The organism is Pacificispira sp. (assembly GCF_965228185.1).
In the GTDB taxonomy this organism is placed as follows: domain Bacteria; phylum Pseudomonadota; class Alphaproteobacteria; order UBA8366; family Aestuariispiraceae; genus Pacificispira.
Window position 1 is genome coordinate 656254 of record NZ_CBDDHE010000002.1, and the last position, 24375, is coordinate 680628.

Annotated in this window: 22 protein-coding genes and 1 pseudogene; 14 read left to right on the top strand and 9 right to left on the bottom strand. The window is 64.1% G+C overall.

The genetic code is table 11. The features are described 5' to 3' along the window. Positions 1–40 precede the first annotated feature (40 nt). A complete protein-coding gene (locus ACO06O_RS03030) occupies positions 41–295 on the top strand; it encodes a hypothetical protein (RefSeq protein ID WP_420418122.1) in 255 nt (84 codons plus the stop codon). On the opposite strand, the gene dusA is transcribed toward ACO06O_RS03030, so the two are convergent. Then, a complete protein-coding gene (gene dusA, locus ACO06O_RS03035; RefSeq protein ID WP_421876143.1) occupies positions 292–1284 on the bottom strand; it encodes a tRNA dihydrouridine(20/20a) synthase DusA in 993 nt (330 codons plus the stop codon). The genes ACO06O_RS03030 and dusA overlap by 4 nt on opposite strands. Positions 1285–1460: 176 nt before the next feature. Here dusA and ACO06O_RS03040 point away from each other — a divergent pair, with 176 nt between their 5' ends. Continuing rightward, on the top strand, positions 1461–4892 hold the full coding sequence (locus ACO06O_RS03040; protein ID WP_421876145.1) for an EAL domain-containing protein: 3432 nt from the start codon (positions 1461–1463) through the stop codon (positions 4890–4892). Positions 4893–4960: 68 nt separating this feature from the next. On the opposite strand, the gene clpB is transcribed toward ACO06O_RS03040, so the two are convergent. Next, the gene (gene clpB, locus ACO06O_RS03045; protein WP_421876147.1) at positions 4961–7564 is read right to left on the bottom strand and encodes an ATP-dependent chaperone ClpB; all 2604 of its coding nucleotides are present in this window, start codon (positions 7562–7564) and stop codon (positions 4961–4963) included. A 261-nt stretch (positions 7565–7825) separates the two neighbouring features. Between clpB and tmpA the strand changes: the two genes are divergently transcribed. Then, positions 7826–8932, top strand: a complete 1107-nt coding sequence (gene tmpA / locus ACO06O_RS03050) for a 2-trimethylaminoethylphosphonate dioxygenase (protein WP_421876149.1) — start codon at positions 7826–7828, stop codon at positions 8930–8932. Between the two features lie 12 nt (positions 8933–8944). After that, entirely contained in the window at positions 8945–9541 is a 597-nt protein-coding gene (locus ACO06O_RS03055) for an HD domain-containing protein (protein ID WP_421876151.1), read from the top strand. A 9-nt stretch (positions 9542–9550) separates the two neighbouring features. Here the strand turns inward: ACO06O_RS03055 and recQ are convergent, their stop codons facing one another. Together recQ and ACO06O_RS03065 are read right to left on the bottom strand one after the other, a co-directional pair. Next, the gene (gene recQ / locus ACO06O_RS03060; RefSeq protein WP_421876153.1) at positions 9551–11353 is read right to left on the bottom strand and encodes a DNA helicase RecQ; all 1803 of its coding nucleotides are present in this window, start codon (positions 11351–11353) and stop codon (positions 9551–9553) included. Beyond that, a complete protein-coding gene (locus tag ACO06O_RS03065) occupies positions 11350–12126 on the bottom strand; it encodes an alpha/beta fold hydrolase (protein ID WP_421876155.1) in 777 nt (258 codons plus the stop codon). The genes recQ and ACO06O_RS03065 overlap by 4 nt, the downstream gene beginning before the upstream one ends. A 57-nt stretch (positions 12127–12183) precedes the next feature. On the opposite strand from ACO06O_RS03065, the gene ACO06O_RS03070 reads away from it, so the two are divergent. Together ACO06O_RS03070 and ACO06O_RS03075 are read left to right on the top strand one after the other, a co-directional pair. Next, on the top strand, positions 12184–12927 hold the full coding sequence (locus ACO06O_RS03070; RefSeq protein ID WP_421876157.1) for a sulfite exporter TauE/SafE family protein: 744 nt from the start codon (positions 12184–12186) through the stop codon (positions 12925–12927). 66 nt (positions 12928–12993) lie between these two features. Further along, positions 12994–14247 carry a nucleotide sugar dehydrogenase gene (locus tag ACO06O_RS03075; RefSeq protein ID WP_421876159.1) on the top strand — a complete coding sequence of 418 codons (1254 nt, stop codon included), beginning with the start codon at positions 12994–12996 and terminating at the stop codon, positions 14245–14247. A 192-nt stretch (positions 14248–14439) separates the two neighbouring features. On the opposite strand, the gene ACO06O_RS03080 is transcribed toward ACO06O_RS03075, so the two are convergent. Next, positions 14440–15276 carry a sugar phosphate isomerase/epimerase family protein gene (locus ACO06O_RS03080; protein ID WP_421876161.1) on the bottom strand — a complete coding sequence of 279 codons (837 nt, stop codon included), beginning with the start codon at positions 15274–15276 and terminating at the stop codon, positions 14440–14442. Next, complete coding sequence (locus ACO06O_RS03085; protein ID WP_421876163.1) at positions 15273–16262, bottom strand: fatty acid desaturase; 990 nt, start codon at positions 16260–16262, stop codon at positions 15273–15275. The genes ACO06O_RS03080 and ACO06O_RS03085 overlap by 4 nt, the downstream gene beginning before the upstream one ends. Positions 16263–16426: 164 nt before the next feature. On the opposite strand from ACO06O_RS03085, the gene ACO06O_RS03090 reads away from it, so the two are divergent. Both ACO06O_RS03090 and ACO06O_RS03095 read left to right on the top strand, forming a co-directional pair. Then, positions 16427–17332: a LysR family transcriptional regulator gene (locus ACO06O_RS03090; RefSeq protein WP_421876165.1), complete on the top strand. Its 906-nt coding sequence runs from the start codon at positions 16427–16429 to the stop codon at positions 17330–17332. Positions 17333–17501: 169 nt separating this feature from the next. Continuing rightward, a complete protein-coding gene (locus ACO06O_RS03095) occupies positions 17502–17966 on the top strand; it encodes a hypothetical protein (RefSeq protein WP_421876167.1) in 465 nt (154 codons plus the stop codon). A 136-nt stretch (positions 17967–18102) separates the two neighbouring features. Here ACO06O_RS03095 and ACO06O_RS03100 read toward each other — a convergent pair whose 3' ends face one another. After that, positions 18103–18678, bottom strand: coding sequence for a TetR/AcrR family transcriptional regulator (locus ACO06O_RS03100; protein WP_421876169.1), 576 nt, complete (start codon positions 18676–18678; stop codon positions 18103–18105). Between the two features lie 104 nt (positions 18679–18782). Here ACO06O_RS03100 and ACO06O_RS03105 point away from each other — a divergent pair, with 104 nt between their 5' ends. Beyond that, a complete protein-coding gene (locus tag ACO06O_RS03105) occupies positions 18783–19595 on the top strand; it encodes an MBL fold metallo-hydrolase (protein WP_421876171.1) in 813 nt (270 codons plus the stop codon). Between the two features lie 77 nt (positions 19596–19672). Here the strand turns inward: ACO06O_RS03105 and ACO06O_RS03110 are convergent, their stop codons facing one another. Next, the gene (locus tag ACO06O_RS03110) at positions 19673–20479 is read right to left on the bottom strand and encodes an alpha/beta fold hydrolase (RefSeq protein ID WP_420418139.1); all 807 of its coding nucleotides are present in this window, start codon (positions 20477–20479) and stop codon (positions 19673–19675) included. A 91-nt stretch (positions 20480–20570) separates the two neighbouring features. Here ACO06O_RS03110 and ACO06O_RS03115 point away from each other — a divergent pair, with 91 nt between their 5' ends. Both ACO06O_RS03115 and ACO06O_RS03120 read left to right on the top strand, forming a co-directional pair. Further along, positions 20571–21167: a CGNR zinc finger domain-containing protein gene (locus ACO06O_RS03115; RefSeq protein ID WP_420418140.1), complete on the top strand. Its 597-nt coding sequence runs from the start codon at positions 20571–20573 to the stop codon at positions 21165–21167. A gap of 88 nt (positions 21168–21255) precedes the next feature. Then, positions 21256–21927 carry a DNA-3-methyladenine glycosylase I gene (locus tag ACO06O_RS03120; protein WP_421876174.1) on the top strand — a complete coding sequence of 224 codons (672 nt, stop codon included), beginning with the start codon at positions 21256–21258 and terminating at the stop codon, positions 21925–21927. A 162-nt stretch (positions 21928–22089) separates the two neighbouring features. On the opposite strand, the pseudogene ACO06O_RS03125 reads toward ACO06O_RS03120, so the two are convergent. Beyond that, a pseudogene (locus ACO06O_RS03125) lies at positions 22090–22539 on the bottom strand (PAS domain-containing protein); the annotation flags it as partial. A gap of 77 nt (positions 22540–22616) precedes the next feature. Between ACO06O_RS03125 and ACO06O_RS03130 the strand changes: the two are divergent. The 3 genes from ACO06O_RS03130 (at position 22617) to ACO06O_RS03140 (ending at position 24303) form a co-directional block, all read left to right on the top strand. Continuing rightward, a complete protein-coding gene (locus ACO06O_RS03130) occupies positions 22617–23633 on the top strand; it encodes a M23 family metallopeptidase (RefSeq protein ID WP_421876176.1) in 1017 nt (338 codons plus the stop codon). A gap of 138 nt (positions 23634–23771) precedes the next feature. Then, complete coding sequence (locus tag ACO06O_RS03135; RefSeq protein ID WP_421876178.1) at positions 23772–24011, top strand: ribbon-helix-helix domain-containing protein; 240 nt, start codon at positions 23772–23774, stop codon at positions 24009–24011. Between the two features lie 4 nt (positions 24012–24015). Beyond that, complete coding sequence (locus ACO06O_RS03140; protein ID WP_421876180.1) at positions 24016–24303, top strand: type II toxin-antitoxin system RelE/ParE family toxin; 288 nt, start codon at positions 24016–24018, stop codon at positions 24301–24303. Positions 24304–24375: the final 72 nt, after the last annotated feature.

Here is a 24375-nt window from a genome sequence, read left to right on the forward strand (position 1 = left end):
CGGCGATCCTCTAACCTTATTGAAGGAGCACCGGGTACCGATGGCCGACGACATCCACACCATTATCGCGAAGGCCATCAAACGCGCCGATTGGACGATTTTCAACGAAAACTATACCAAACAGGCCGCGTCGGTCATCAAGGCCGTCAACAAGGCTGGCTGGGGCATCGTCCCGTTGGAACCGGATGCGGAGATGCTGAAGGACGGGCGGGAGCAGATCGAAATCGGCCGGCACAAGCCGTCGGAGGTCGCCAAGGCGGTCTATACCGCTATGGTGAAGGCCGGGCGTCTTTAAGCGCTTTGCGCTGCGGCGTCTTCCGGTACCAGCGCCATCGCCTGTTCCACCACTTCCGGCCCTGCCGCGCCGCCATAGGCGTTCTCACTCAAATAGCGCCGCCACCGCCTTGCGCCGGGCAAGCCGTTGAACAGGCCAAGGACATGGCGGGTGATGTGATGCAGGGCCGTGCCCTGGCGCCGCTGTTCCTCGATATAGGGCAGCATGGCGCGCATAACATCGTGGCGGCTGGGCGGCACCCAGTCGGTATCGCCGAAAATGACGCGGTCGGCCTCCGCCAGGCAGTAGGGGTCCTGGTAGGCCGCTCGGCCGATCATCACCCCGTCCAGGTCCGGCAGATGGGCCTCAGCCTCTTCCAAGGACTGGATGCCGCCGTTGATCGAAATCGACAGATCCGGGAAGTCGCGTTTCAGCCGGTGCACGAAATCGTATTTCAGCGGCGGAATCTCGCGGTTCTCTTTCGGGCTGAGGCCGGCCAGGATCGCGATCCGCGCATGCACAATGAATGTGTCGCAACCGCTTTCGGCGACGCAGGCGACGAAACGGGCCAGATCGTCATAGCTTTCCCGCCCGTCGATCCCGATCCGCGATTTCACCGTCACCGGGATGTCGACCGCGTCCCGCATCGCCGTGATGCAATCCCGGACCAAGGACGGATCGGCCATCAGGCAGGCCCCGAAACGGCCGTTTTGCACCCGGTCGGACGGGCAGCCGACATTCAGATTGACCTCGTCATAACCCGCTTGTTCGACCAGCACCGCCGCCCGCGCCAGTTGGTCCGGCTCCGACCCGCCCAATTGGCAGGCGACCGGATGTTCCGCCGCGTCGAAATGGAGATGCCGCTGCGCGTCGCCCATCAGCAACGCGCCGGTCGTGATCATTTCGGTGTAGAGGACGGTCCGGCGCGTGATCAGGCGCAGGAAATACCGGTCGAACCGATCCGTCCAATCCATCATTGGCGCGACGCTGAGGCGCCGGTCCAGGGGCATGCCACTCTCCGTTCAGGCTGGTGCTTCGCCGCGGGTTGTACACAAGGCGAGCGCGCTTGACCAATCATTGTCGGACTGGTGCAATTCGGGACCAGGGGCATGCTGGCGCGCTGTACGGGCGGGCACGGCGGTAGCGGGAGCAGCCAGTATTGAAGGTTGGGCGTTCCACCGGATGGATGACATTGTCCATCGCCATCGCCGTCCTGGGCGTCGGCGCGGGATGGACCGCGGCTTGGCAGGCCGACCGCAACGCCATGGCCCATTGGCGCGTCCTGGCGGAGGAGGAAGCCGCCGACGTCACCGAATCCGTCGCGGTCATGCTGGAACAATCCGAGGCGCAATTGCTGGCCTTCGCCCGCAGCCTGCCGGACGGGCAGGACCGCGAGGCGGGCCGGTTCGACGCCATCTTCACGACGGAAGCCGCCGCCTTGAACCTGATGGAAGGCCGAACGGCCTTTCGCGGCCTGGCCTATGCGACCTGGGTCCCTGCCGCCGGGCGCACCGATTTCGAGGAAACGGTCGGCGTCGATATTCTGGGGCCGGACGGCACCCCGACCGACCGGAACGCCGAAGGCTTCGTCACGCTGCGCCGTCACGGACCTAGCGCCAATCTGTTCTTCGGCCTGGACCTGGCCGCCGACCCTCGGCTGGCGGCGACCGCCAGCGACGGGTTCCGCGCCGGCGGCATTCCCGTCACCGGCCCCAGTTTCTCGTCCGAAGACCGGCGCCTGTCGCCCGTCGCCATCCGTCAGGGCGACAGCGGCGTCGTGGTCGGGCTTCTGGATCTGACGGCGCTTCTGGACACGTCGTTGAGCGTCAGCCTGCCGGAAGGACTGACCGTGCGGATCGAGGAGCGCAGCTCTGCCGGCAATCAAGCGCCGGAAGCGGTCTTCGAAGTGCCCCGGCCGGCGCAAGAGGCATCGCGTTTGGAATGGGAAACCCGCTATGCCCAGGGCGGGGTCGGTTGGCGCTTCGTCTGGTCCGCTGATGACCGGTTCCGCGGCGGCGTGCCGACCGAACTGGCCAACGGGCTGCGGATCGGCAGTGTGGTGCTGAGCATTCTGGTCATGGCGGTGCTCGGCTTCGGTGATGCGGCCCGGCGGCGCAGCGGCGCGTTGAGCCGGGAACGCGCCCTGATGCAGGCGACGGTGGAGCGGATGTCGGAAGGCATCAACGTCGTCGACGGCAATCTGAAGGTCGTCGCCGCCAACGATCACTTCTTCCGCCTGTACGACCTGCCGCCGACCCTGAAGGGGACCGGTTTCGATGTCGAAACCGTCGTTCGTCTGCGCGCCCGGCGCGGCGATTGCGGACCGATCGAGGATATGGAGGCCTATGTCGCCAAGCGTCTTCAGGATTTCCGCACGGCAGGGTCCGAAATCGTCGAGGAAACCCTGCCGAATGGCAGCATCGTGGAAATCCGCCGGATGCGCACACCGGACGGTATGCTGGTGTCGCTCTATCTTGACGTGACCGAAAGGCGGCGTAACGAAGCGGAGCGGGCCGCCGCCGCCGCACTGATCTCCACCACATTCGAACATATGAGCGACGGTCTGACCGCCGTCGACAAGGACGGCAAGCTCCTGAATTGGAACAGCCGCTTCCTGGAACTGTTCGGCATGCAGGATGAAGACGTCGCCATCGGGCGCGGCTTGCGGGCCGTTTTGCGCGACGCCATTCCGACTGAAGACGCAGCCGCGGTGGAGGATGCGTTCGACCGCACGGATTGGGATACGCCGGTCCCGACCGATCCGGACGGACGGCCGGCCATTGGGATCGTGCGGTTGTCGGGCGATCGCTGGCTGCAATTATCCCACCGCGCCATTCCGGATCAGGGCTATGTCATCACCTATACCGATGTGACGGAGCGCACGCGCGTTGCCGAGGCACTGCGCCAGTCCGAGGAACGCTATGCGCTGGCCGCCGCAGGGGCCAATGACGGGCTGTGGGACTGGGACATCGTTGCGGACAAGCTCTACACCTCACCGCGCTGGCGCGAGATGCTGGGCCTGGGCCGCGATTCGCTGTCGGACCTGCCCTGCGAGTGGCTGGACCGTGTGCATCCGAACGATGTCGAAGAGCTGGAAGTCGCGATACAGGAGCATCTGGGCGGCCGGACCGAGCATCTGCAGAAGGAGTTCCGCATCCTGCACGCCGACGGTGCCTATCTGTGGACCCTGGCGCGCGCCATCGCGGTGCGGAACGACGAAAACAAGGCGGTACGTCTGACCGGGTCGCTCACCGACATCACCGAACGCAAGCGCGCGGAGGAAAAGCTGATCCGCGACGCGCTGTACGACACCGTCACCGGCCTGCCGAACCGCGCCCTGTTCCTGGACCGCATCGAACAGGAAAAGCGCCGGCATGGCGACCTGACCAACGATCCCTTCGCGGTGCTGCTGTTCGATCTGGACCGGTTCAAGGTGGTCAACGATTCCCTGGGCCACGATCTGGGCGACGCCCTGTTGATCGAGGTCGCGCGGCGCCTGGAAGGATCGATCAAATCCGGCGATTCCGTCGCCCGCCTGTCGGGGGACGAGTTCGGGGTGCTGCTGACCGGCATTCAGGGACGGTCGGCGGTTCAGGATTCCGTGCATTGGCTGCAATCCGACATGGCCGCCGCCTTCGTCATCGGCGATCAGGAGATATTTACCTCCGCCTGTGTCGGCATTGCCCTGCCCTCCCTGGGCTTCGCCGATGCGGAGGAAATGCTGCGCGCCGCCGACATCGCCATGTATAAGGCGAAAGATCTGGGCCAGTCATCGACCGCCGTCTTCGATCCGCAGATGCAGTCCCGCGCCATCACCCAGATGCAGTTGGAGAACGATCTGCGCCGCGCCGTCGACCGCGACGAGATCGAAATGTATTACCAGCCCATCGTCAGCTTCCGCGACGGCACCATTGCCGGGGTCGAGGCCTTGGCCCGATGGCGGCATCCGGATCGCGGTACTGTCGTCCCGGCGGACTTCATCCCACTGGCCGAAGATACCGGCATGATCACCTCCATCGGCACGACGGCACTGCGCCTCGCCTGCCGCCAGATGAAGCAATGGGAGCAGGAACTAGGCGACGCCGCGCCGGATACAATGAGCGTGAACCTATCCAGCCGCCAGTTGCAGGACCCGGACATGGTGCGCGAGATCGAGCTGATCCTGGCGCGCGAAGGGGTTGCCGGATCCCGGCTGAAACTGGAAGTGACCGAAAGCATGATCATGATGAATCCGGAAACCACCTCCCGGATTCTCTTCGAATTGAAGGAGTTGGGGGTCGCCCTGTCCATCGACGATTTCGGCACCGGCTATTCGTCGCTCAGCTATCTGCACCGCTTCCCCTTCGACACACTGAAGATCGACCGGTCCTTTGTGGTCAGCATGGAAGAGAAGGCGGAGAATATGGAAATCATCCGCTCCATCGCGCTGCTGGCCCATAACCTCGGCATGGACATCATCGCGGAAGGCGTCGAATCCGACCGCCACCTGTTGCGTCTGCACGAATTGGATTGCGAGTTCGGCCAGGGCTATTACTTCGCCAGCCCGCAACCCGCCGACCGGATTTCCGAGATGATCCGCCAGGGGCGGGTCTGGCAGGAAGTAACGTCGCTGCACTGATCCGCATACATGAGAAAGGCGCCGTCCCGAAGAACGGCGCCTTTTCGATTTCCCAGACCGGCCGGACGTCAGGCCGCCTCGGCTTCCACATCGACCGGATGGCCGTTCAGGATCAGATGGCCCTCGCCGGCGGTGACATTGACGGTGTCGCCCTCCGCGATGCTGCCTTCCAGGATCATGCTGGCCAGCGGGTTCTGCAGATGCTTCTGGATCACCCGCTTCAGCGGCCGCGCGCCATAGACCGGATCGTATCCGGCATTGCCCAGCCACATCAGCGCATCCTTGCTGAGGTCCAACGTGATCTTGCGGTCGGTCAGCAGTCCGCGCAGGCGGTCCAGCTGGATGTCGACGATGCCCGTCATGTTGTCCCGGGTCAGGCGGCGGAACAGCAGGATTTCGTCCAACCGGTTCAGGAATTCCGGACGGAAGGCCTGACGCACGACGCCCATGACCAGATCGCGGACGGATTCGACATCATCGCCATCCTTCTGTTCGGCCAGGAATTCGGCCCCCAGATTGGACGTCATGACGATCAGCACATTGCTGAAATCGACGGTCCGGCCCTGACCGTCGGTCAGGCGGCCATCGTCCAGGACTTGCAGCAGAACGTTGAACACGTCCGGATGCGCCTTCTCGATCTCGTCGAACAGGACGACCTGATAGGGTCGGCGGCGTACCGCCTCGGTCAGCGCCCCGCCTTCGTCATAGCCGACATAGCCGGGCGGCGCGCCGATCAGACGGGAGACCGAGTGCTTTTCCATGTATTCCGACATGTCGATGCGGACCATGGCCTGGTCGTCGTCGAACAGGAATTCGGCCAGCGCCTTGGTCAGTTCCGTTTTGCCGACACCGGTCGGACCGAGGAACAGGAAGCTGCCGATCGGCCGGTGCGGGTCCTGCAGACCGGCCCGCGCGCGGCGCACCGCATTGGCGATGGCGGTGATGGCGCGGTCCTGGCCGATCACGCGCTTGCCGATGATGCGTTCCATCTGCAGCAGCTTCTCGCGCTCGCCTTCCAGCATCTTGTCGACGGGCACGCCGGTCCAACGCGACACGACGGAGGCGATATGCTGGTCGCTGACTTCCTCTTCCAGCATCGCGCCGTCTTCGTGGTTCTCGGCCGCTTCCAGCGCCCGTTCCAGATCCGGGATGACGCCGTAAGCCAGTTCGCCGGCGCGGTCATACCGGCCGTTGCGCTGGGCGGCGGACAGTTCGTAACGCGCGGCCTCCAGCTTCTCCTTAATCTCCTGGGCCTTGTTCAGCTTGCCCTTCTCCGCCTGCCAACGCGCGGTCAGCGCGGCGGATTGTTCTTCCAACACGGTCAGTTCGGTTTCCAGCTTGGACAGCCTCTCCTTCGACGCCCGGTCGGTTTCCTTCTTCAGGGCCTCCCGTTCGATCTTCAACTGAATGATGCGGCGGTCCAGTTCGTCGATTTCCTCCGGCTTGGAATCCACTTCCATGCGCAGGCGCGACGCCGCCTCGTCGACCAGATCGATCGCCTTGTCCGGCAGGAAGCGGTCGGTGATATAGCGGTTGGACAGGGTCGCCGCCGCGACGATGGCGCCGTCGGTGATCCGCACCCCATGGTGCAGCTCATACTTCTCCTTCAGGCCGCGCAGGATGGAGATCGTGTCCTCGACGCTGGGCTCCGCCACGAAGACGGTCTGGAAGCGCCGGGCCAGCGCCGCATCCTTTTCGATATGCTTGCGGTATTCGTTCAGCGTGGTCGCGCCGACGCAGTGCAGCGCCCCGCGCGCCAAGGCGGGTTTCAGCATGTTGGACGCATCCATCGACCCTTCGGCGCTGCCCGCCCCGACCAGCGTATGCAACTCGTCGATGAAGACGATGATATTGCCCGCCGCAGCCTCGATTTCTTCCAGAACGGCCTTCAGGCGCTCCTCGAACTCGCCACGGAATTTCGACCCGGCCACCATGGAGGCCAGGTCCAGCGCCATCAGCTTCTTGTCGCGCAGGGTTTCCGGCACGTCGCCAGCGACGATGCGCTGGGCCAGGCCTTCGATGATCGCGGTCTTGCCGACGCCCGGCTCCCCGATCAGGACCGGGTTGTTCTTGGTCCGGCGCGACAGGACCTGGATCGTGCGGCGGATTTCCTCGTCACGGCCGATCACCGGGTCCAGCTTGCCGTCCCGCGCCACCTGGGTCAGGTCGCGGGCGTATTTCTTCAGCGCGTCGTATTTGTCCTCCGCCGATGCGCTGTCGGCGCTGCGGCCCTGACGCATATCCTTGATCGCGCCGTTCAGCGCCTGGGGTGTCAGCTTCGCGGCTTTCAGCGCCTTGGCGGCGTCCGTGCCCTCGGCCAGGGTCAGCGCCATCAGGATGATTTCGGTGGTGACGAAACTGTCGCCGTTCTTTTCGGCGACCTGCTGGGCATTATCCAGAACCTTGGCCAGGGCGGTGTCGAGATGCAGTCCGCCAGCGCCAGCGCCCTGCACCTTCGGCAGTTTGGCGATGGCCTGATTTGTCTGGTCCAGCGCCAGTTTCGCATCCCCGCCGGCGGCGGTGATCAGGCTGGCAGCCATGCCCTCGCGGTCGTCCAGCAGGGCCTTCAACAGATGTTCGGGGGTCAGCCGCTGGTGATCCTCGCGCACGGCAATGGTCTGGGCGGCCTGGATGAAACCGCGCGCGCGTTCGGTGAATTTTTCAATATTCATCGTCGTTCAACCTCTCGTTTCCGATCCCCCTCTTGGAGGCAGGGCCGGGTATGGAGTTGTCATTCAAGATACGGGCCCGCTTGGCGGCACCCGCTTTGAATATATGGGTAACCCCCTATTCCCACACAAGGTTTTCCCGCCCGATTAGAGCGCGGCCCAGCGACAATACCGGATAATGGTCTAGATAAATTTCTCGACATATCCACTCGAAGCCCGCCGCGCGCGGTGATACCGTCCGATCAGGTTCCAGGGAGGTCCCGCATGACCATAACCGGCGTCGATCATACACCGGAAGTGCTGACGGTACGATGGCAGGATGGCGCCGCGACGCGCTTCCATGCCATCTGGCTACGCGACAACGCGCAGGGCGCGGCCTTCCGGCATCCCGGCAACGACCAGCGCCTGTTCGACCTGACCGAGATGCCGGACGATATCGAAATCGCCGACGCGCGGATCGTAGCGGAGGGGCTCGAGATCCGGTTTGCCCCGGACGGCGCGGTGTCGGTCTTCGCCGCGGGCTATTTGCGGGAACATGCTTATGACCGGGCGGCCGCCACACCCGACCAACCGGTCTGGGGCGCGGAACTGGGCGGTCGCCTGACCCGGCATGCCTATGACGCGGTCCGGCAAAACCCGTCGGCACGGAAGGCCTGGCTGGATGATGTCACCACGGACGGGATCGCGCTGCTGACCGGGGTCCCGGCGGTCGAGGGCAAGGTCTGCGAGGTCGCGGAACTGTTCGGCTTCGTGCGCGAAACCAATTACGGCCGCCTGTTCGAAGTCCGCAGCGAAGCGCAGCCGATCAACCTCGCCTATACGCCGGTCGGGTTGAACGTCCATACCGACAATCCCTACCGCAGCCCGGTTCCGGGCCTGCAATTGCTGCACTGCCTGACGAACGCGGCAGAGGGCGGAGATTCGGTCTTCGTCGACGGATTTCGCTGTGCCCAGAAGTTACGGGCTGAGGCGCCGGACGCATTTGCCTTGCTGTCACGGCACCGCGCGCCCTTCCGCTACCGGAACGCGGAGACGGATTTGTCGAACCGCACGGCCTATATCGAAACCGACGAGACCGGGCGGATCGCCGCTATCCGCTATAATAATCGGTCCGCCGCGCCGCTGGATCTGCCCTTCGAGGTCATGGGCGAGTTCTATGCAGCACTGCGCCGCTTTTCACGCCTGCTGCACGACCGGGACGGCGAGATGCGCCTGCGCCTCGAACCAGGCGATCTCGTCACGTTCGACAATGAGCGCGTGCTGCATGGCCGGACCGGGTTTTCTGGCGGCGCGCGTCATCTTCAGGGGTGCTATGCCGACAAGGATTCCCTGCGCAGCATGGCCACCGTGCTGTCCCGAAAATCTGCCTAGGAGATTCTAGCGATGACCGTCATCACCGATACCCTGCCGACCCATCCCGACCGGGTGACCCGCGAGACGGCGGTCGACTTCATCATCGAACTGTTCCGCCATATCGGCGACCGCGACTATATCGGCGAGGCGGTCAGCCAGCGCGAACACGGCATTCAATGCGCCGTCGTGGCGGATCAATTGGAGAACCGCGACAGCCTGACCGCAGCCGCGCTGCTGCACGATATCGGCCACTTCCTGCACGCCTATGAGGAAGACTGCGCCGAGGCCGGGATCGATTCCCGGCACGAGGATTGCGGCGCGGATTTCCTGGCCCGCTTCTTTCCACCGGAAGTCTCGGAACCGGTGCGCCTGCATGTCGACGCCAAGCGCTATCTCTGCGCCGTCGAGCCCAGCTATTTCGACCGGCTGTCCCCGGCGTCGATCCGCAGCCTGGAACTGCAGGGCGGTCCGCTGCAGGGCAAGGAGTTGGAACGCTTCGCGGCCAATCCGCATCTGGCCGACGCGGTGATTCTGCGGCGCTGCGACGAAGGCGCGAAGGTCAAGGACCTGCGGACGCCGTCCATCGAAAGCTACCGGCCGATGCTGGAAGGCCTGCTGAAACCCTGAAACCGGGGATCACGCCGCCCCGGCCGACAGGGCGCGCAGAAAGGCCGGACCGAAATCCTGCAGCTTCTTCGGACCGACGCCATTGACCAGGGACATCTGGTCCAGTGTTTCCGGCCGCATGCGGCACATGTCGATCAGGGTCGCGTCGCCGAAGACGATATAGGCCGGGACGTTCCGCTCCGCCGCCAGATCCCGTCGCAGCGCCTTCAACGATGCCAACAGATCGCCGTCGATATCGCTGGTGTCCATTTCCACCTTGCTGCGCCGTTCGGACCGCGCCGGCTTGGTGGATTTCGGGATTTCGCGATAGGTGAAGCTCTCCTCGCCCTTCAGCACGGCATCCCCGTTCCGGGTCAGGACGAGGCCGCCATATCCTTCGATGTTGATCGACAAATAGCCGCCCGCGACGGCCTGACGGATGAAGGCCTGCCAGAACGGCTTGTCGTGATCGGCGCCGATTCCGAAGGTCGGCAGGCTGTCATGGCCGCGTTCTTCGATCTTCGCGGTCTTCGCGCCGCGCAGGATGTCGATGATATGGGCGGCGCCGAACGCCTGACCGGTCCGGGCGATGGCCGACAGCAGCATCTGCGCCTCGCGCGTGCCGTCGATCAGGACCGGCGGGTCCAGGCAGGTATCGCAATTGCCGCAGGCCTCGCCATCCTCTCCGAAATAGGACAGAAGCGCCGCCCGGCGGCAACGCGTGGCCTCGCAATAGGCCAGCAACGCATCCAGCCGCTTGTGTTCCCGCAGCTTATGCTCCGAATTCTCGCCGTCCTGATCGATGAACTGGCGGCGCATGCGGATATCGTCCAGGCCGAACAGCATCTGCACCTCGGACGGATTCCCGTCGCGCCCGGCGCGGCCGATCTCCTGGTAATAGGCTTCCATGCTGCCCGGCAGGTTGAGGTGAAAGACGAAACGGATATCCGGCTTGTCGATCCCCATGCCGAAGGCAATGGTCGCGACCATGACGACCGCGTCCTCGGTCATGAAAATGTCCTGGTTCTCCTTGCGCACTTCCGGCGGCAGACCGGCGTGATAGGGCAGTGCCCGGATCCCTTCGCCGGTCAGCATCTCCGCGACCTCGTCGGTCATGCGCCGCGACAGGCAATAGACGATCCCCGCCTGGCCACGGCGCGCGTCCAGGAAGGCCATCAACTGCTTTTTCCAATGGACCTTCGGCGTCACGCCCAAGGTCAGGTTCGGCCGGTCGAATCCATGGACGACGATATCGCCGTGCGACCGGAACAGCTTTTCCGCGATGTCGCGCCGGGTCGCGTTATCCGCCGTCGCCGTGAAGGCAGCCATGGTCGCGTCGGGGAACCGATCCGCCAGCGCCGACAGCATCTCGTATTCCGGCCGGAAGCTGGCACCCCATTTCGAGATGCAATGCGCCTCGTCGACGACGAACATGGCCGGGTTCAGCCTTTCCAGGGCCGCCAGCATGCGGTCGGTCATCAGCCGTTCCGGCGACATGTAGAGAAGCTTCGCAGTCCCGTTGCGGACCTTCATCCACTCGTCGACATTCTGCTCGCGGCTCTGCCCGGAATGGATACAGGCCGCATCGACCCCGTTGGCGCGCAGGCCCGCCACCTGATCGTCCATCAAGGCGACCAGCGGCGAGACGACGATGCTGGGACGGTCGAAGATCAGCGCCGGCACCTGATAGCACAGCGATTTCCCCGCCCCGGTCGGCATCACGGTCAGGGTATGCGTCCCGGCCAGCAGGCGGTCGACGATCTCCTCCTGTCCCGGGCGAAACCCCTGGAAGCCGAAAACCCCGGCCAGTACGTCCTGTGGCGACGATCTCACGACAGAAAGGTCCGCACGGCCTCGGTGAACAAGGCGGGCTGTTCCGCATGCAGCCAGTGACCGGCGTCGGGGATCGCCTCGATCTCGCCATAGGGGAACAGCCGTTCGATCTCCGCATGATGGCGCGGCAGGACATATTTGGACTCGGCCCCGACCAGATGCAGCGCCGGGCGCGGAAAGGCATCGTCGCTGTCGATATCGGGGAAGCCTTCGATCACCGGCATCTGGTCGCGGATCGCCTCCAGATTCAGCTTCCAGCCCAGGCCGCCGCCCTCCGCCGGAGTCAGGTTCTGGACCAGGAAGGTGCGGATCATGCGTTCGGGAATATCGGGTTCCAGCGCCGCCTCGGCCTCCGCCCGGCGTTTCATCGCGCCGGTGTCCATCGCCTGCATGGCCCGGACATAGGCCATCAGGCCGCTGTCGCGCGGCGCGGGCGGAATATCGGCGACGACCAGCCGGTCAACCAGATCGGGCCGGTCGAAGGCCAGGACCATCGATGTCTTCCCCCCCATGGAATGGCCGATCACATGGGTCGGACCGCCGACCAGTTTCTCGATCAATGCCGCCACATCCGCCGCCATGACCGGATAAGCCATGTCGGAATCCCAGGGCGATTCGCCATGATTGCGCAGATCGACCGTGATCACCCGGTATTCTTCGGCCAGGGATTTGGCGATCGCCCCCCAATTCCGCTTGTTGCCGAACAGGCCGTGCAGCACCACCAAGGGCGCGCCGTCACCGATTTCGGAATAGGCGAGGTCCAGGACCGGCATGCGTCCTCCATTTCCGTGATTGACCGGGATATGGCCGGACCCTAGCCTCTTCGCGCCATGGATGGAAGCGCACTTCTTGTATTCGCTTTGGGGGCCGGTGCGGCGGGGTTCGTATCCGGCCTGACGGGTCTGGGAACGGCGCTGACGGCGCTGGCATTCTGGCTGCATGTCACCACCCCGCAGATCGCCGTGCCCATGGCCGCCGCCATCGCGGTCCTGAGCCATATGATTACACTGACCTATATCCGCCAGGGCATCGTCTGGCGCCGGGTCTGGCCGTTCCTGCTGGGTGGATTGATCGGATTGCCGATCGGCGTCGCGGCGCTGTCGATTCTCAGCGCGGACGCAGCGAAGGCCGGACTGGGCCTGTTTCTGATTCTCTACTGCGCCTATGGGCTGGCCGTGCGCACGCCGCCCATCATTACCGGCGGCGGCCGTCCCGCCGATGGCGCGGTCGGTTTCGGCGGCGGCTTCCTGGGCGGGCTGTCCGGCGTGTCCGGACCCTTGCCGACGATCTGGGCGGGGCTGCGCGGCTGGCCCAAGGACGAGCAGCGCGGCGTCTATCAACCGTTCAATCTGGTCATTCTGGGGCTGTCGGTCGCGGGGCACGGCCTTTACGACCGGTTCGATCCGATCGCGGGGACCGAGGCCCTGATCGCCTTCGCCTGCGCGGCGGGCGGGTCGATCCTGGGCATCACCACCTACCGCCGGACCAGCGACCGCAATTTCCGGCGCATCGTCCTGATCCTGCTGCTGATCGGCGGCGTCACCCATCTGATCGCCTGGCTCGCCCGGAATTGACAGGAGCGCGGCCGGGGTCGATACAAGCGACCTGCGCCGAAAGACTGTAAAAGGACCGCGATCCGCATGTTTGAGAATCCGACCATCGCCGTGATCGGCCTGGGCTATGTCGGCCTGCCGTTGGCCGTCGCCCTGGCCCGCCATTTCGACGTCATGGGCTTCGATATCGACAAGAAGCGGATCGAAGAACTGCGCGACCACCACGACCGCACTGGCGAGCTGACCCGGGGCGAACTGGCCGATTCCACGCTGCAATACGTCGTCGACGACAGTTTCCTGGAAGAGGCGCATATCCACATCATCACCGTCCCGACGCCGGTCGGCGCAGACAACAAGCCCGATCTGCGCGCCGTCGAATCGGCCAGCCGCACCGTCGGGCGGCGCATCCGCATGGGATCGGTCGTCGTCTTCGAATCCACCGTCTATCCGGGCGTGACGGAAGAAGTCTGCGGCCCGATCCTGGAGCAGGAATCCGATCTGGTCGCCGGGCGCGACTTCTTCCTGGGCTATTCGCCGGAACGCATCAATCCGGGCGACAAGGTTCATACCGTCGACCAGATCACCAAGGTCGTTGCGGGCCAGACCGAGAAGGTCGCGAACCTTCTGGCCAAGGTCTACGGCACGATGAACAACGGCAATATCTACATCGCCAAGGACATCCGCACGGCCGAAGCGTCGAAAGTGATCGAGAACGCCCAGCGCGACATCAACATCGCCTTCGTCAACGAAATCACCGACATCTTCGGCAAGATGGGCCTGTCCGTGCATGACGTCCTCGAGGCGGCGGGTACGAAGTGGAACTTCCTGCCGTTCACGCCGGGCCTGGTCGGCGGCCACTGCATCGGCGTCGACCCTTATTACCTCGCCCATGCGGCGCAGCAACTGGACATCGAACCGCGCGTCATCCTGGCGGGCCGTACCATCAATGACGGCATGGCGCATAAGGTCGCCGACCGCATCCATGCCGAATTGAAGCCGGAGTCGAACGTCCTGGTCCTCGGCGTGGCCTTCAAGGAAAACGTCCCCGACATCCGAAATTCCAAAGTCGTCGACATGGTCCGCCGGCTGCAGGAGCACGGTCACGATGTCGATGTCTACGATCCGATGGCGGATGTCGAAGAAACGCGCCGGGAATACGGCATTGGCCTGATCGCCGAACCGGCCGGCGGCTATGACGCCGTGGTCGGTGCCGTCGGGCATACCAGCTTCCTGTCCCTGTCCCTGCGCCGCCTGGTCAAGCCGGGCGGGCTGGTCGCCGATGTCAAAGCGATCTGGCGCAGCCGCGGCGTTCCGTCGGAATTGCGGTATTGGACGCTGTAACCCCCTCACCCTGACCCTCTCCCCCTCAGGGGAGAGGGAAGCACTGGGTCCTATAGCCCCTCTCCCCCCTGGGAGAGGGGTTGGGGTGAGGGCGCGCGCAAGGCGGGAGCCATGCCGCGGGTTGAGCGCGGCGGCGACCAAGGGCAGACGGCGCCGCCCCGCGGCATGGTTCCCGGCTTGCGCGACGGAAGGTCAGGCGGCGCCCCAGATCTCCTCGACCCAGCCCTTGATCTTCAGCGCCTCTTCCCAGCGATCGGAGAGTTCGAACCCGTCCGGGCCGGTGATCGCATATTCCGGCGGTCCCAGTTCGGTCAGGAAGATCATCGTATCGTCCGCGCCGTGGCGGGCCTTCCATGATCGGAAGCCTTCCGCCCACCAGGCCTTGAACTGGTCGACCCATTTCTGATGCTGCGGAAAATCGATCTGCAACTGAACCTGCTCGCGGCCCGCGATGCGGCCCTGGAAACTGTCGGCACGTTCCAGGATGCGCCGGATCAGGGCCTGATCGTCCTCGCGGATCGGGAACCAGAATTCCCGGTCGACGATGTAATGGGACAGGTCGGCGCAGATCGGCATGTTCGGCACCCGGTCCATCAATTGCAGCGTATAGAACAGATCGTTCGTAATGCAGTTGCGGTGGGTTTCGAACAGGATCGGCACGCCGGCGCGGTCGGCCATCGCCATCCAATGGCGCACAACGGTCTCACCCTCTTCCACGGTGAAGGGCATGACCTGGCCGATGATGTTGACGTAATCGGCCTCGAACTCCTTCGCCATGTCCAGAACCGGCTGCAGATCCGCCAGCGTGTTCGGGAAGGCGTTGATCATGCAGCCCAGACCGTGCTTGCGGAACAGCGGCAGGGTTGCCTTGGCGACCTCGATCTCCGATGCGCCGAGGTCCAGGCACATGCCGTCGAACCCGGCCTCGGCCACCATTTCAAAGGCTTCTTCGTCGCTGCGTTCGACCCCATCGGGACGGCGCAGTTCCATGGCCCAGCGCGACTGATAGACCTTCAGCTTCTGTGTCATTCGGCGGGCTCCACCTGGGCGGTGGCGCTGTCGATCTCCGCCACCCCGTCGCGGGTTTCCGGCGCTTTGATCAATTGACGGATGAAGCGGTACTGGAAGGCCAGATAGCCGGTGGTCGGCGGCTCGTATCCGGCGTGCTTCACCAGTTCGGCATGCAGCGCCGGCAGATTATAGAACGGCACGGCCGGGAAGGTGTGGTGGGCGGTGTGATACTGCATGTTCCAGGCCATCCAGCGGAATATCCACCATGTCTTGATGGTCCGCGTGTTGTGCACTGTGTCCTGCAAATGGGTCAGACCGGTATGTTCCGTCACGTTCTGGACGTTCTGGAACACCTTCATGGTGAACATCGGCCCGATCCAGTAGATCACCGCCGCCCAGTTTTCCAGATAGACCGACGCCGCCGCGACCAGCGCATAGCCGGCCAGATGCCAGCGATGTTCGGCCACGACCTTCTGCTTCTGCTTATCGGTGAAGTAATGCGCCGTCTTGCCGGATGCGACGATGAACAGGCGCTGGATGCGGCCGGTCCAGTATGTCAGGCCGAGAAGGTAAGGCAGATAGCTGCCCAGCGTGTACGGCCCGCCCCGGCTGATCAGTTCCGGATCGTTGTCCCAATCCTGGGTGTGGCGGTGATGCTCGAAATGGTACCAGCGCTCGTAGTCGCGCGGATAGAGCTGGATGAAGCCGGTGATCCGGTTGAATACATCGTTCAGCCAGCGCGTCTTGAACGCCGTATAGTGATTGAATTCGTGCTGGGCCGCGAACAGGAAGTTCAGCAGCACGCCCAGCGCGATGAAGAAGGGCACCGCCCACCACTGGCTGACGCCCTCGGTGTTCAGCGTGTAGTACAGCCCAAACCCGGCCAAAAGGATCGCCCCGAAATGGCTGATCGTCTGAATCCAGCCGCGCAGATCCGACCGCTTGGTCAGTTCGCGCATCCGGTCGCGCGGAATCAAATTCTTGCGTCCGACAAAATCTTCCATGACGGGTCTCCTGTTCTCCCAACGTGTGGTTCCCTTCTTCCCGTCACTCCCGCGAAGGTGGGGATGACGCTTTGAAGCGATACCAAAGCCACTTCTTTCTATTGCCTTCTTATACGTCTATAAATAACGCTCTATAGAACTAAACGTCGATAAATGACGACCTAATGGCCAAACCCTCCTTCACCGGCAATCTGGGCGATACCGATATCCGCCTGCTGCGCGTCTTCGCGACCGTCGTGGAATGCGGCGGATTCACCCCGGCGGAGGCGGAATTGGACATCGCGCGGTCCACCATCTCGACCCATATCGCCAATCTGGAGACCCGGTTGGGCCTGCGCCTGTGCGAGCGTGGGCGGGGCGGTTTCGCCCTGACCGAACAGGGCCGCCTGGTCTATCAGGAGGCGCAGCGTCTGATGGGCGCGGTGGAGGCGTTCGAGGCGCGGGTGTCCGGCGCCGGAAAGCGGCTGGCGGGCGACCTGCATGTCGCGGTGATCGACGGCATCCTGACCCTGCCCGGCATCCCCATTGCCGAGATCCTGGCTCGGTTCCGGGACGCCGCGCCCGACGTTCATGTCACCCTGTCGGTGATGAGTTCGGAGGAAATGGAGCGCCGCGTCCTGGACGGCACCCTGCACGCCGCCTTCATCGGCCAGCACCGCAAGCGGTCCGGCCTGACCTACCGCCCCATCGCGCGCGAGGTGCAGTATATCTATTGCGGCAAGGGCCATCCCCTGTTCACCAAGCCGGAAGCGGAGATCGAGGAGCGGGACCTGACCGCCCATCCCTATGTCGGCCTCAACCTGCTGGACACGGCCCATGCGGCGGAACGACCCTACCGAACCCGCCCGGCCGCCAGCGCCAGCAATCTGGAGGCGATCCTGATCCTGCTGCAGACCGGCCGCTATCTCGGCCGCCTACCGGAACAATACGCCTATACCTGGGAAGCTTGCGGCATCCTGCGCCCGCTGCGCAAGGACCTGACCCGCTACGAACAAGGCTTCGCCCTGATCACCCGGGATACGAAGCGGCCGTCACCGGTATTGGCGGCATTCCTGGACGCGGCGCGCTAGCCCCCTCACCCCGGCCCTCTCCCTCCAGGGAGAGGGAGTCCCAATGCAGAGTTTGCAGCACTAGCCTTCTCCTTTGGGTGAGGGGTTTGGTTGAACCCCGCCACAGTTCTGCCCGTTTCGACACCCATTCTGCAGCCCGAAAGGAAACGGTTCGAATGGCATCGATGTGATGATCCGATACCTAGCAATCGCCGCAATCGCGCTCTGCCCTGGAATCGCTGCGGCGGCATCCGTCCAGCCGCAGGACCGCGACGGCCGATACTGCGACGGGGCACCCTGGTACACGCAGGATGGCGGCCTCCGCGCGGCAAGCCCCTTCTTCGGGGTCGACATGGTCATGACCTATTATGCCATAGCGGTCTGGTGCGATCATCGACAGCAGCGGCACCGCGACTTCTGGCGCAGCTATTACCGTTATTTCGGCTGTGACAGTTCAAGCATTGTTGGTCAGAAAATCGAAGAAATGCTTGTCGGTCTGCCCATCTCACCCGCGCTGGACGACGGACGCCGCTTCGTCGCAGCAAACCCGGAAGTGTGTCATGCCTTTCGCGCCACTTGCGATTTTCCTGGAACGTTCGATCCTGAAGCCGGGGGCATGGGACGATACTTCTGCCAGATCGGTGGTCCCAGATAGGAGCGAACCGTCAGTTTCCTTCCTCACCCCGCCCCTCTCCCTCGAGGGAGAGGGAGTCCCAATGTGTGGCGTGCAGCACTGGCCCCTCTCCCGCCGGGAGAGGGGTTGGGGTGAGGGGCGACCGCCGCCGCCTCTCCTATCCGGCGAGCCATTTCTCAACGACGAGATTGATCTTCGCCGTATCGTCCAACCCGTCCTCGTTCAGCGACTGCCAGGTGCGGAATTTGGCGGCGTGGTGCAGGGTTTCGGCATCGCCCGGCCGTGGCTGCCAGCCTTCCAACAGGCCATCTGCCATATCGGCAATTGCGGCGCGGCCGCGTGTCATCGGTTCCTGAATGGCGGGGACATCCGGCTCGTCCCGGGCGGCGGCGGCCAGCATCTGTTCCGACCGGTCGTAATAGGCATACAGCTTGGACAGCGCCGCGCGGATTCTCGGCGGGCCAGGGTCAATATCCTGCCAGGCCGCCGGATCGGGCATAGGGTGATCGTCGGTCCAGCGCGACGTGCAGGCCTGAAAAATCGCGTTCTCGTCCGGAAAATGGCGATAGACCGTCAGACGCTGCACCCCGGCCCGTTCGGCAATCGCGCTAATCGTCGTACCGCGCGGCCCAATGGTCCGGTGCAGATACATAGCCGCCTGAACGATCTTTTCCCGCGTGCGGGCTTTGGCCTCGGCCCGCTTGTCCTGAACATATTTCCGCTGCCCCGCCATTCAGCAAACATATTCGTTCACTGAATCATTGACAAGGCCACACGGTCGGCATAAACCCGCGCCGAAAATAAACACCCATGTTCACTCAAATCAGGAACACCCCTATGACGACCGAGTTTTCCGCCCCCGTAATGATGCCCTCCCAGTCCGTCGGCGCTGACTGGACCGCGTTTCAGGCCTTTTTGCCCGTGCCCGGACTTGGGGCCCTGGCGGTGAATGCCTTCCTGTTGAAATCCGCGGAGCCGGTGCTGGTCGATACCGGCCCGGCCATGCTGGGCGATGCCTTCATGAAAGCGCTGACCGACGCGATCGATCCTAAGGATCTGCGCTGGATCTGGTTGAGCCATACCGACGCGGACCATATCGGCAATCTGATGCGCATCCTGGAACTGGCGCCGAATGCGACGCTGGCCACCAGTTTCCTTTCCGTTGCGAAAATGCAGTTGCTGGGCCTGGAGGTCGACCGCCTGCATATCGTGCAGCCCGGTGATTCGCTGGCCGTCGGCGACCGCGATCTGGTGCCCGTCCGTCCGCCCTATTTCGATGCGCCGGAAACCCTGGGCTTTCTGGAAACAAAAAACCGCACCCTGTTCGCAGGGGATTGTTTCGGGGCCCTGCTGCCGCGCCCTGCAGAACGCCTGGATGCGGTCGATGCCGAAGATCTGGAACGCGGCATGGCGATCTGGTCCGCCATCGACGCGCCGTGGCTGGCGCAATCGGACCGCGCGGCGCTGGATCGCTGCCTGGGCGATGTCGCCGCCCTGGCGCCGGACACGATCCTGTCGGCGCATCTGCCGGTTTCGGACGGTCCCTCCCATACGATGATCGACCCGGTCCGTCGCGCCTGGTGCAGTGAGACGGCCCGTTCGGCAGACCCGCAATCTGCCCAGGCCGTGCGTCTGGCGCTGGCGGCGTAATTCCCCCGCGCTCCGCCCCTCTGCCTTCCGGGCGAGGGGCGGACGCCGGCGCCTTCCGGCAGACCTCCGCGACGTCTCTAGCCGTTCAGCACCGCCGCGACGATGGCCTCCGGCGCATCGTCCTGGACCAGATGGCCGGCATTCGGGATGGCGGTCAGCCGGCCGCCGGCGATCTTGTCGGCCAGCTTCTTGCCGCGGGACAGCGGAATCCAGTCATCCGCCGTCCCCCAAAGGACCTGCACGTCGCCCTCCATGGGACCATAGGACTCCTCGACCTCGTCGGTATAGGCCAGCTTCATCTGGGCAATCTGACGATAGAAGGCCGCCTGGCCGGATTGTCCCGTCCAGGGCGCGCTGTAGACACCCAGCGCCTCCTCGCTCAACGGCCGATAGGCCGCACCGCGCAGATAGGCGCGCAGCAGGGCGTCGTGGATATAGGCCGGCGCCTCTGCAAAGGCGGCCTCGTGATCGCGGACATGCTGCACGAAGGGCGAGCCCCAGGGCGAGACAGCGACGGCGTCGAAAATCGTCATCCGGCGATACCGCAACCCGTTCAGATAATAGGCCCTGAGCGCGGTCGCGCCCCCGAAATCATGACACAGCACGTCCGGCCGGTCCAAACCCCAATGGAGGAACAGGGCCGCCAGCAACTCGTTCTGCACCCCCAGCGACACGTCGCGCCCGGCCGTCATGTCCGATTGGCCATAGCCCAGCAGATCGAAGAAATAGACCCGGTGGCGCTGCGCCAGATGCGGCGCGATCCGCCGCCAGACCTGGGACGAGAACGGTGTGCCGTGGATCAGCACGATCGGATCCCCCTCCCCGATCATTCCCCAGGCTACCGGGCGGCCGCGAAATTCAAAACGTCGATCCAGCGTCAGCATGGCAATTCCCCACATAACCGTTTTAACGTTTTTATTAGTTACTTTCTGCTTTTTGATTGTCAACCGATAAAATCGTTTTATAGGTTATCTTATGATCTGGAACCCTGACGACCTGATCGCGGAACACCGTGGGCTGGATTTTCTGAACACGGTCGGCGACATCGACAAATCGCGCAGCCATTCGAAGATTTCGGATTGGCCGGGGGCGTTATCCTGGCTGTGCGCCTCCGGAATTCTCTCGCCGGCGGAGGCCGAGACCCTTGGGCGCGAAAAAGCCGGGGAAACCGCCTTCGCCGCCCTGATCGACTTCCGGGAGCGCGCCTATGACGTGTTCAGTACCGTCGCCCGGGCTCGCGGCACGGACGGCATGGAGTTGCCCATTCTGGCGCGCGACTTCGAGGCCGACTTGCGCGACGCCATTGCCTGTGCGCGACCCGGCACGGTCGGCGGCGCCTATGCCTGGCATGTCGATCCGGAACGGGCAGGCGCGGACCTGGCGCGCTATCGCCTCGTCCTGATGCTGTGGGATCTTTTGCGCGGACCCGACCTTGCGCGGCTGAAGGAATGCGGGCGCTGCACCTGGTTGTTCCTCGACAAGGCGCGCGGCGTCGGCCGCCGCTGGTGCCGGATGTCCGCCTGCGGCAACCGGGCCAAGGCGGAGCGATTTCGAAAGAGCCGTTCCGGGTAGGCCGCCCCCTGCCCCGTTCACAACATTGTGCGCGCCAAATGCCCGCGCCCACCCTATCTATCCGGGATCGCATTTCAGGGAGGGACAGATGCGTTCATTCGACGAAATCTTCGCCATCGCCGCGGACCGTCACGGCGGCGCCGACGCCTTGAAGGCCCGGCTGCCGAAACCCGCCACCGACTTTGCGGCCATACCGGACGACCGCGTCCTGGCCCAGATGACCCGCTGCATTTTCCAGGCCGGGTTCCATTGGAAGGTCATCGACCAGAAATGGCCGGGCTTCGAAGAGGCCTTTCACGGCTTCGACCCGAACCGATGCGCCATGATCCATGACGAGGAGATCGACACGCTGCTGTCCGACCCCCGCATCGTCCGCAACCCGGCCAAGGTGAAGAGCGTCCCGGAAAACGCGGCTTTTATCCTATCCCTTGCAAAGGAACATGGTAGCGCGGCCAAAGCCTTCGCCGCCTACCCGCAATCTGAATACATTGAACTGCTCGACCTGTTGAAAAAGAAAGGCAGCCGGTTGGGCGGCGTCACCGGTCAGCGTGTCCTGCGCAATCTGGGCCTGCCCGCCTTTATCCTGTCAAATGATGTACTGGCACGACTGAAAGCCGAAGGCGTGATCGACGGCCCCGCCACATCGAAGAAAGCCCAGCAAGCGATCCAGGCCGCCTTCAACACCTGGTCGGAGGAAAGCGGCCTGTCGCTGTCGGAGATCAGCGCCGTGCTGGCCATGAGCATCGATTCCGGTGCCTGAACCGGCTGGAGATCGGTGCCCCGTCGCGGCGGCAACAACCGGTTCCGCATCTCCCATCATGTCGACGACGGAAGGCGGGGCGCCGATCCACTCGTCTTGCACCACGCCCCAGAAGCTGCGGTCGATGACCGAAACGGCAAGCAACCCGTCGACCCGGCCGCCGTCGCGGCCCAGGGGCAGGACCAGCCGCTGATAGCTGCGCACATCACCCTCGGTCTCGGCCTGAATTTCGCGCAGAACCGGCGCGGCGCAAAGGGCGACTTCGGAATAGTCGCGGAAGACCAGATCGGCATAAGCCGCGGGTTCCAGGTCCAGCACGCGGTAATGGGTATAATCGCGGCCAATGGCCAGACTCAGCCCGCTGCCAAACATCCGGAACGACATCTCGTTCAGCCGTTCCGGCACGTCGACCAGCATGCTGCACATCGTCGCCGGCAGCCGTCCGCCGGCGGTAATCGCCTCACAGGACGGTACCGATGAAGCGCCGCGCAATTTGTTCCAATGATCGAAAACGTCCTTCAACGGACCGTCAGGCAAGCTGCCGATATCGGCGATCCGGCTTGAATAACTATCCACGGGCGGGCTCCCAACCTTGTTCAGTCCCCGCGTCACCCGAAAGTCGCATAAATGACAGTAGACGAGACCGCTTAACAATTCCTTAGGGGCCGAAGGGTCGTTAGTCTGACCCCATGCAACGCATCCTGCTTTTCGTCTTCGCCTTCCTTGTCACCGGTGCCCTCTTTGCCGGCGTCCCACCGGCCACGGCACAGGAACCGCCGGCCCTGTCCTATCCGGCGGATTGCGCCATCGGGCGGGGCTGCTGGATTCTCAGCCATGTCGACCTGGATTCCGGCCCGACCTACAGCGATCACCGCTGCGGCCCGCGGACCTATGCCGGTCACAAGGGGACCGATATCGCCCTGATCGACCCCGCCGCGATGGCAACCAATGTGACCGTCCGCGCCGCCGCCGACGGCACGGTTCTGGGTGTGCGCGATGGAGAGCCGGACAACCGCATGGACCGCGAGACGACCTTCACGGAAGGCAAGGAATGCGGCAATGGCGTGCGCATCGACCATGGCGGCGGCTGGGCCACGCAATACTGCCACCTGAAGCGGGGCAGCATCGCCGTCCGCGCGGGTCAGCGCGTCGCGGCGGGCACACCCCTGGGCGCCATCGGCAATTCCGGCGCCAGCGAAACGCCCCACCTGCATTTCCAGTTGGAAAAGGACGGCACGGTCCTCGACCCGTTCCTGGGCCGCAGCGCCGCCAATACAGAGACTGGGCCCGCCGCCTGTCAGATCGGCACCCCGCTCTGGACCGACACCGCGCTCGCCGCCTTCGGGGAGTACGCGCCCAGCTTCATCCGCCACGCCGGCTTCGCCCCCGGCCCCTTGAAAGTGCGCGATGCCCAAGCCAACCCGGCGCCGGAGACCTTATCGCGCGACGCGCCGGCACTGGTCTTCTACACCACGATCTACGGCGTCCCCGCCGGGTCCGTCCTCGCCCTGCGGATCGCAGGCCCGGACGGCAAGGTTTTCGTCGAGGACAGCTTCCCCATGCCGGAAACCAAGGCCCGCCAGTTCAATTTCATCGGCCGCAAAGCCCCGTCCGGCGGCTGGCCAGCAGGGCAGTATATGGGGACCGTGACGCTGACCGACCCTGAGGGGACGATCAGCCGGAGTGCGGTCGTGACCGTGCGGTAACCCCTCACCCTGACCCTCTGAGGGAATACGATATCCCCGACCGGCGCGGTTAGCCCCTCTCCCTCAGGGAGAGGGGGTGAGGGCCCTTGCCAAAAGTATGACTATTTCCTACTTTCTCCCATCAGGAGACCTTCACCGATGACCGAGAAGATCAGCATTTCCCTGACCGACGAACACGCGCAACTGTTGCAGGATGCAGTCAAAAGCGGCGACTACGCCTCGTCCAGCGAGGTGATCCGAGAAGCCCTGCGCGAGTGGAAGGCACGCCATCTTCTGGCCCGGCTGTGGGACGAGGGCCTTGCCAGCGGCCCCGCCGAGCGCGACTGGAGCATGCGCGACATCAAGGCCGACGCTCGTCGCCGCAAGGCCTCCGCCTGATCTCATGTCTCGAGCGATCCTGACGAAGCGGGCTCGCGAGGACCTGATCGAAATCTGGCTGCATATCGCGGAAGATGGCTCCGAAGCCGCCGACCGGGTCCTGGACGACCTTAACAAAGCAATCCAAGAGCTTTGCGAACATCCAAAGATCGGCGCAGCCCGGAACGACATTCGCCCCGGTCTGCGCTATCGCGTCTGCGGTTCCTATCTTTTGCTTTATCGGATCACCGACACCGGAGTGGAGATCGTGCGGGCCGTCCATGGCCGCCGGGATCTGTTCGGTCTGTTCTAGATCCTTCCCTCACCCTGGCCCTCTCCCCGAGGGAGAGGGAATACGAAGCCGGAGGCCGGCGCGGTTAGCCCC

Bases quoted from the DNA above. Each gene is read 5' to 3' on its own strand.
- ACO06O_RS03030 (WP_420418122.1), top strand. From the start codon at position 41: ATGGCCGACGACATCCACACCATTATCGCGAAGGCCATCAAACGCGCC.
- dusA (WP_421876143.1), bottom strand. From the start codon at position 1,284: ATGCCCCTGGACCGGCGCCTCAGCGTCGCGCCAATGATGGATTGGACG.
- ACO06O_RS03040 (WP_421876145.1), top strand. From the start codon at position 1,461: ATGACATTGTCCATCGCCATCGCCGTCCTGGGCGTCGGCGCGGGATGG.
- clpB (WP_421876147.1), bottom strand. From the start codon at position 7,564: ATGAATATTGAAAAATTCACCGAACGCGCGCGCGGTTTCATCCAGGCC.
- tmpA (WP_421876149.1), top strand. From the start codon at position 7,826: ATGACCATAACCGGCGTCGATCATACACCGGAAGTGCTGACGGTACGA.
- ACO06O_RS03055 (WP_421876151.1), top strand. From the start codon at position 8,945: ATGACCGTCATCACCGATACCCTGCCGACCCATCCCGACCGGGTGACC.
- ACO06O_RS03065 (WP_421876155.1), bottom strand. From the start codon at position 12,126: ATGCCGGTCCTGGACCTCGCCTATTCCGAAATCGGTGACGGCGCGCCC.
- ACO06O_RS03070 (WP_421876157.1), top strand. From the start codon at position 12,184: ATGGATGGAAGCGCACTTCTTGTATTCGCTTTGGGGGCCGGTGCGGCG.
- ACO06O_RS03075 (WP_421876159.1), top strand. From the start codon at position 12,994: ATGTTTGAGAATCCGACCATCGCCGTGATCGGCCTGGGCTATGTCGGC.
- ACO06O_RS03080 (WP_421876161.1), bottom strand. From the start codon at position 15,276: ATGACACAGAAGCTGAAGGTCTATCAGTCGCGCTGGGCCATGGAACTG.
- ACO06O_RS03085 (WP_421876163.1), bottom strand. From the start codon at position 16,262: ATGGAAGATTTTGTCGGACGCAAGAATTTGATTCCGCGCGACCGGATG.
- ACO06O_RS03090 (WP_421876165.1), top strand. From the start codon at position 16,427: ATGGCCAAACCCTCCTTCACCGGCAATCTGGGCGATACCGATATCCGC.
- ACO06O_RS03095 (WP_421876167.1), top strand. From the start codon at position 17,502: ATGATCCGATACCTAGCAATCGCCGCAATCGCGCTCTGCCCTGGAATC.
- ACO06O_RS03100 (WP_421876169.1), bottom strand. From the start codon at position 18,678: ATGGCGGGGCAGCGGAAATATGTTCAGGACAAGCGGGCCGAGGCCAAA.
- ACO06O_RS03105 (WP_421876171.1), top strand. From the start codon at position 18,783: ATGACGACCGAGTTTTCCGCCCCCGTAATGATGCCCTCCCAGTCCGTC.
- ACO06O_RS03110 (WP_420418139.1), bottom strand. From the start codon at position 20,479: ATGCTGACGCTGGATCGACGTTTTGAATTTCGCGGCCGCCCGGTAGCC.
- ACO06O_RS03115 (WP_420418140.1), top strand. From the start codon at position 20,571: ATGATCTGGAACCCTGACGACCTGATCGCGGAACACCGTGGGCTGGAT.
- ACO06O_RS03120 (WP_421876174.1), top strand. From the start codon at position 21,256: ATGCGTTCATTCGACGAAATCTTCGCCATCGCCGCGGACCGTCACGGC.
- ACO06O_RS03130 (WP_421876176.1), top strand. From the start codon at position 22,617: ATGCAACGCATCCTGCTTTTCGTCTTCGCCTTCCTTGTCACCGGTGCC.
- ACO06O_RS03135 (WP_421876178.1), top strand. From the start codon at position 23,772: ATGACCGAGAAGATCAGCATTTCCCTGACCGACGAACACGCGCAACTG.
- ACO06O_RS03140 (WP_421876180.1), top strand. From the start codon at position 24,016: ATGTCTCGAGCGATCCTGACGAAGCGGGCTCGCGAGGACCTGATCGAA.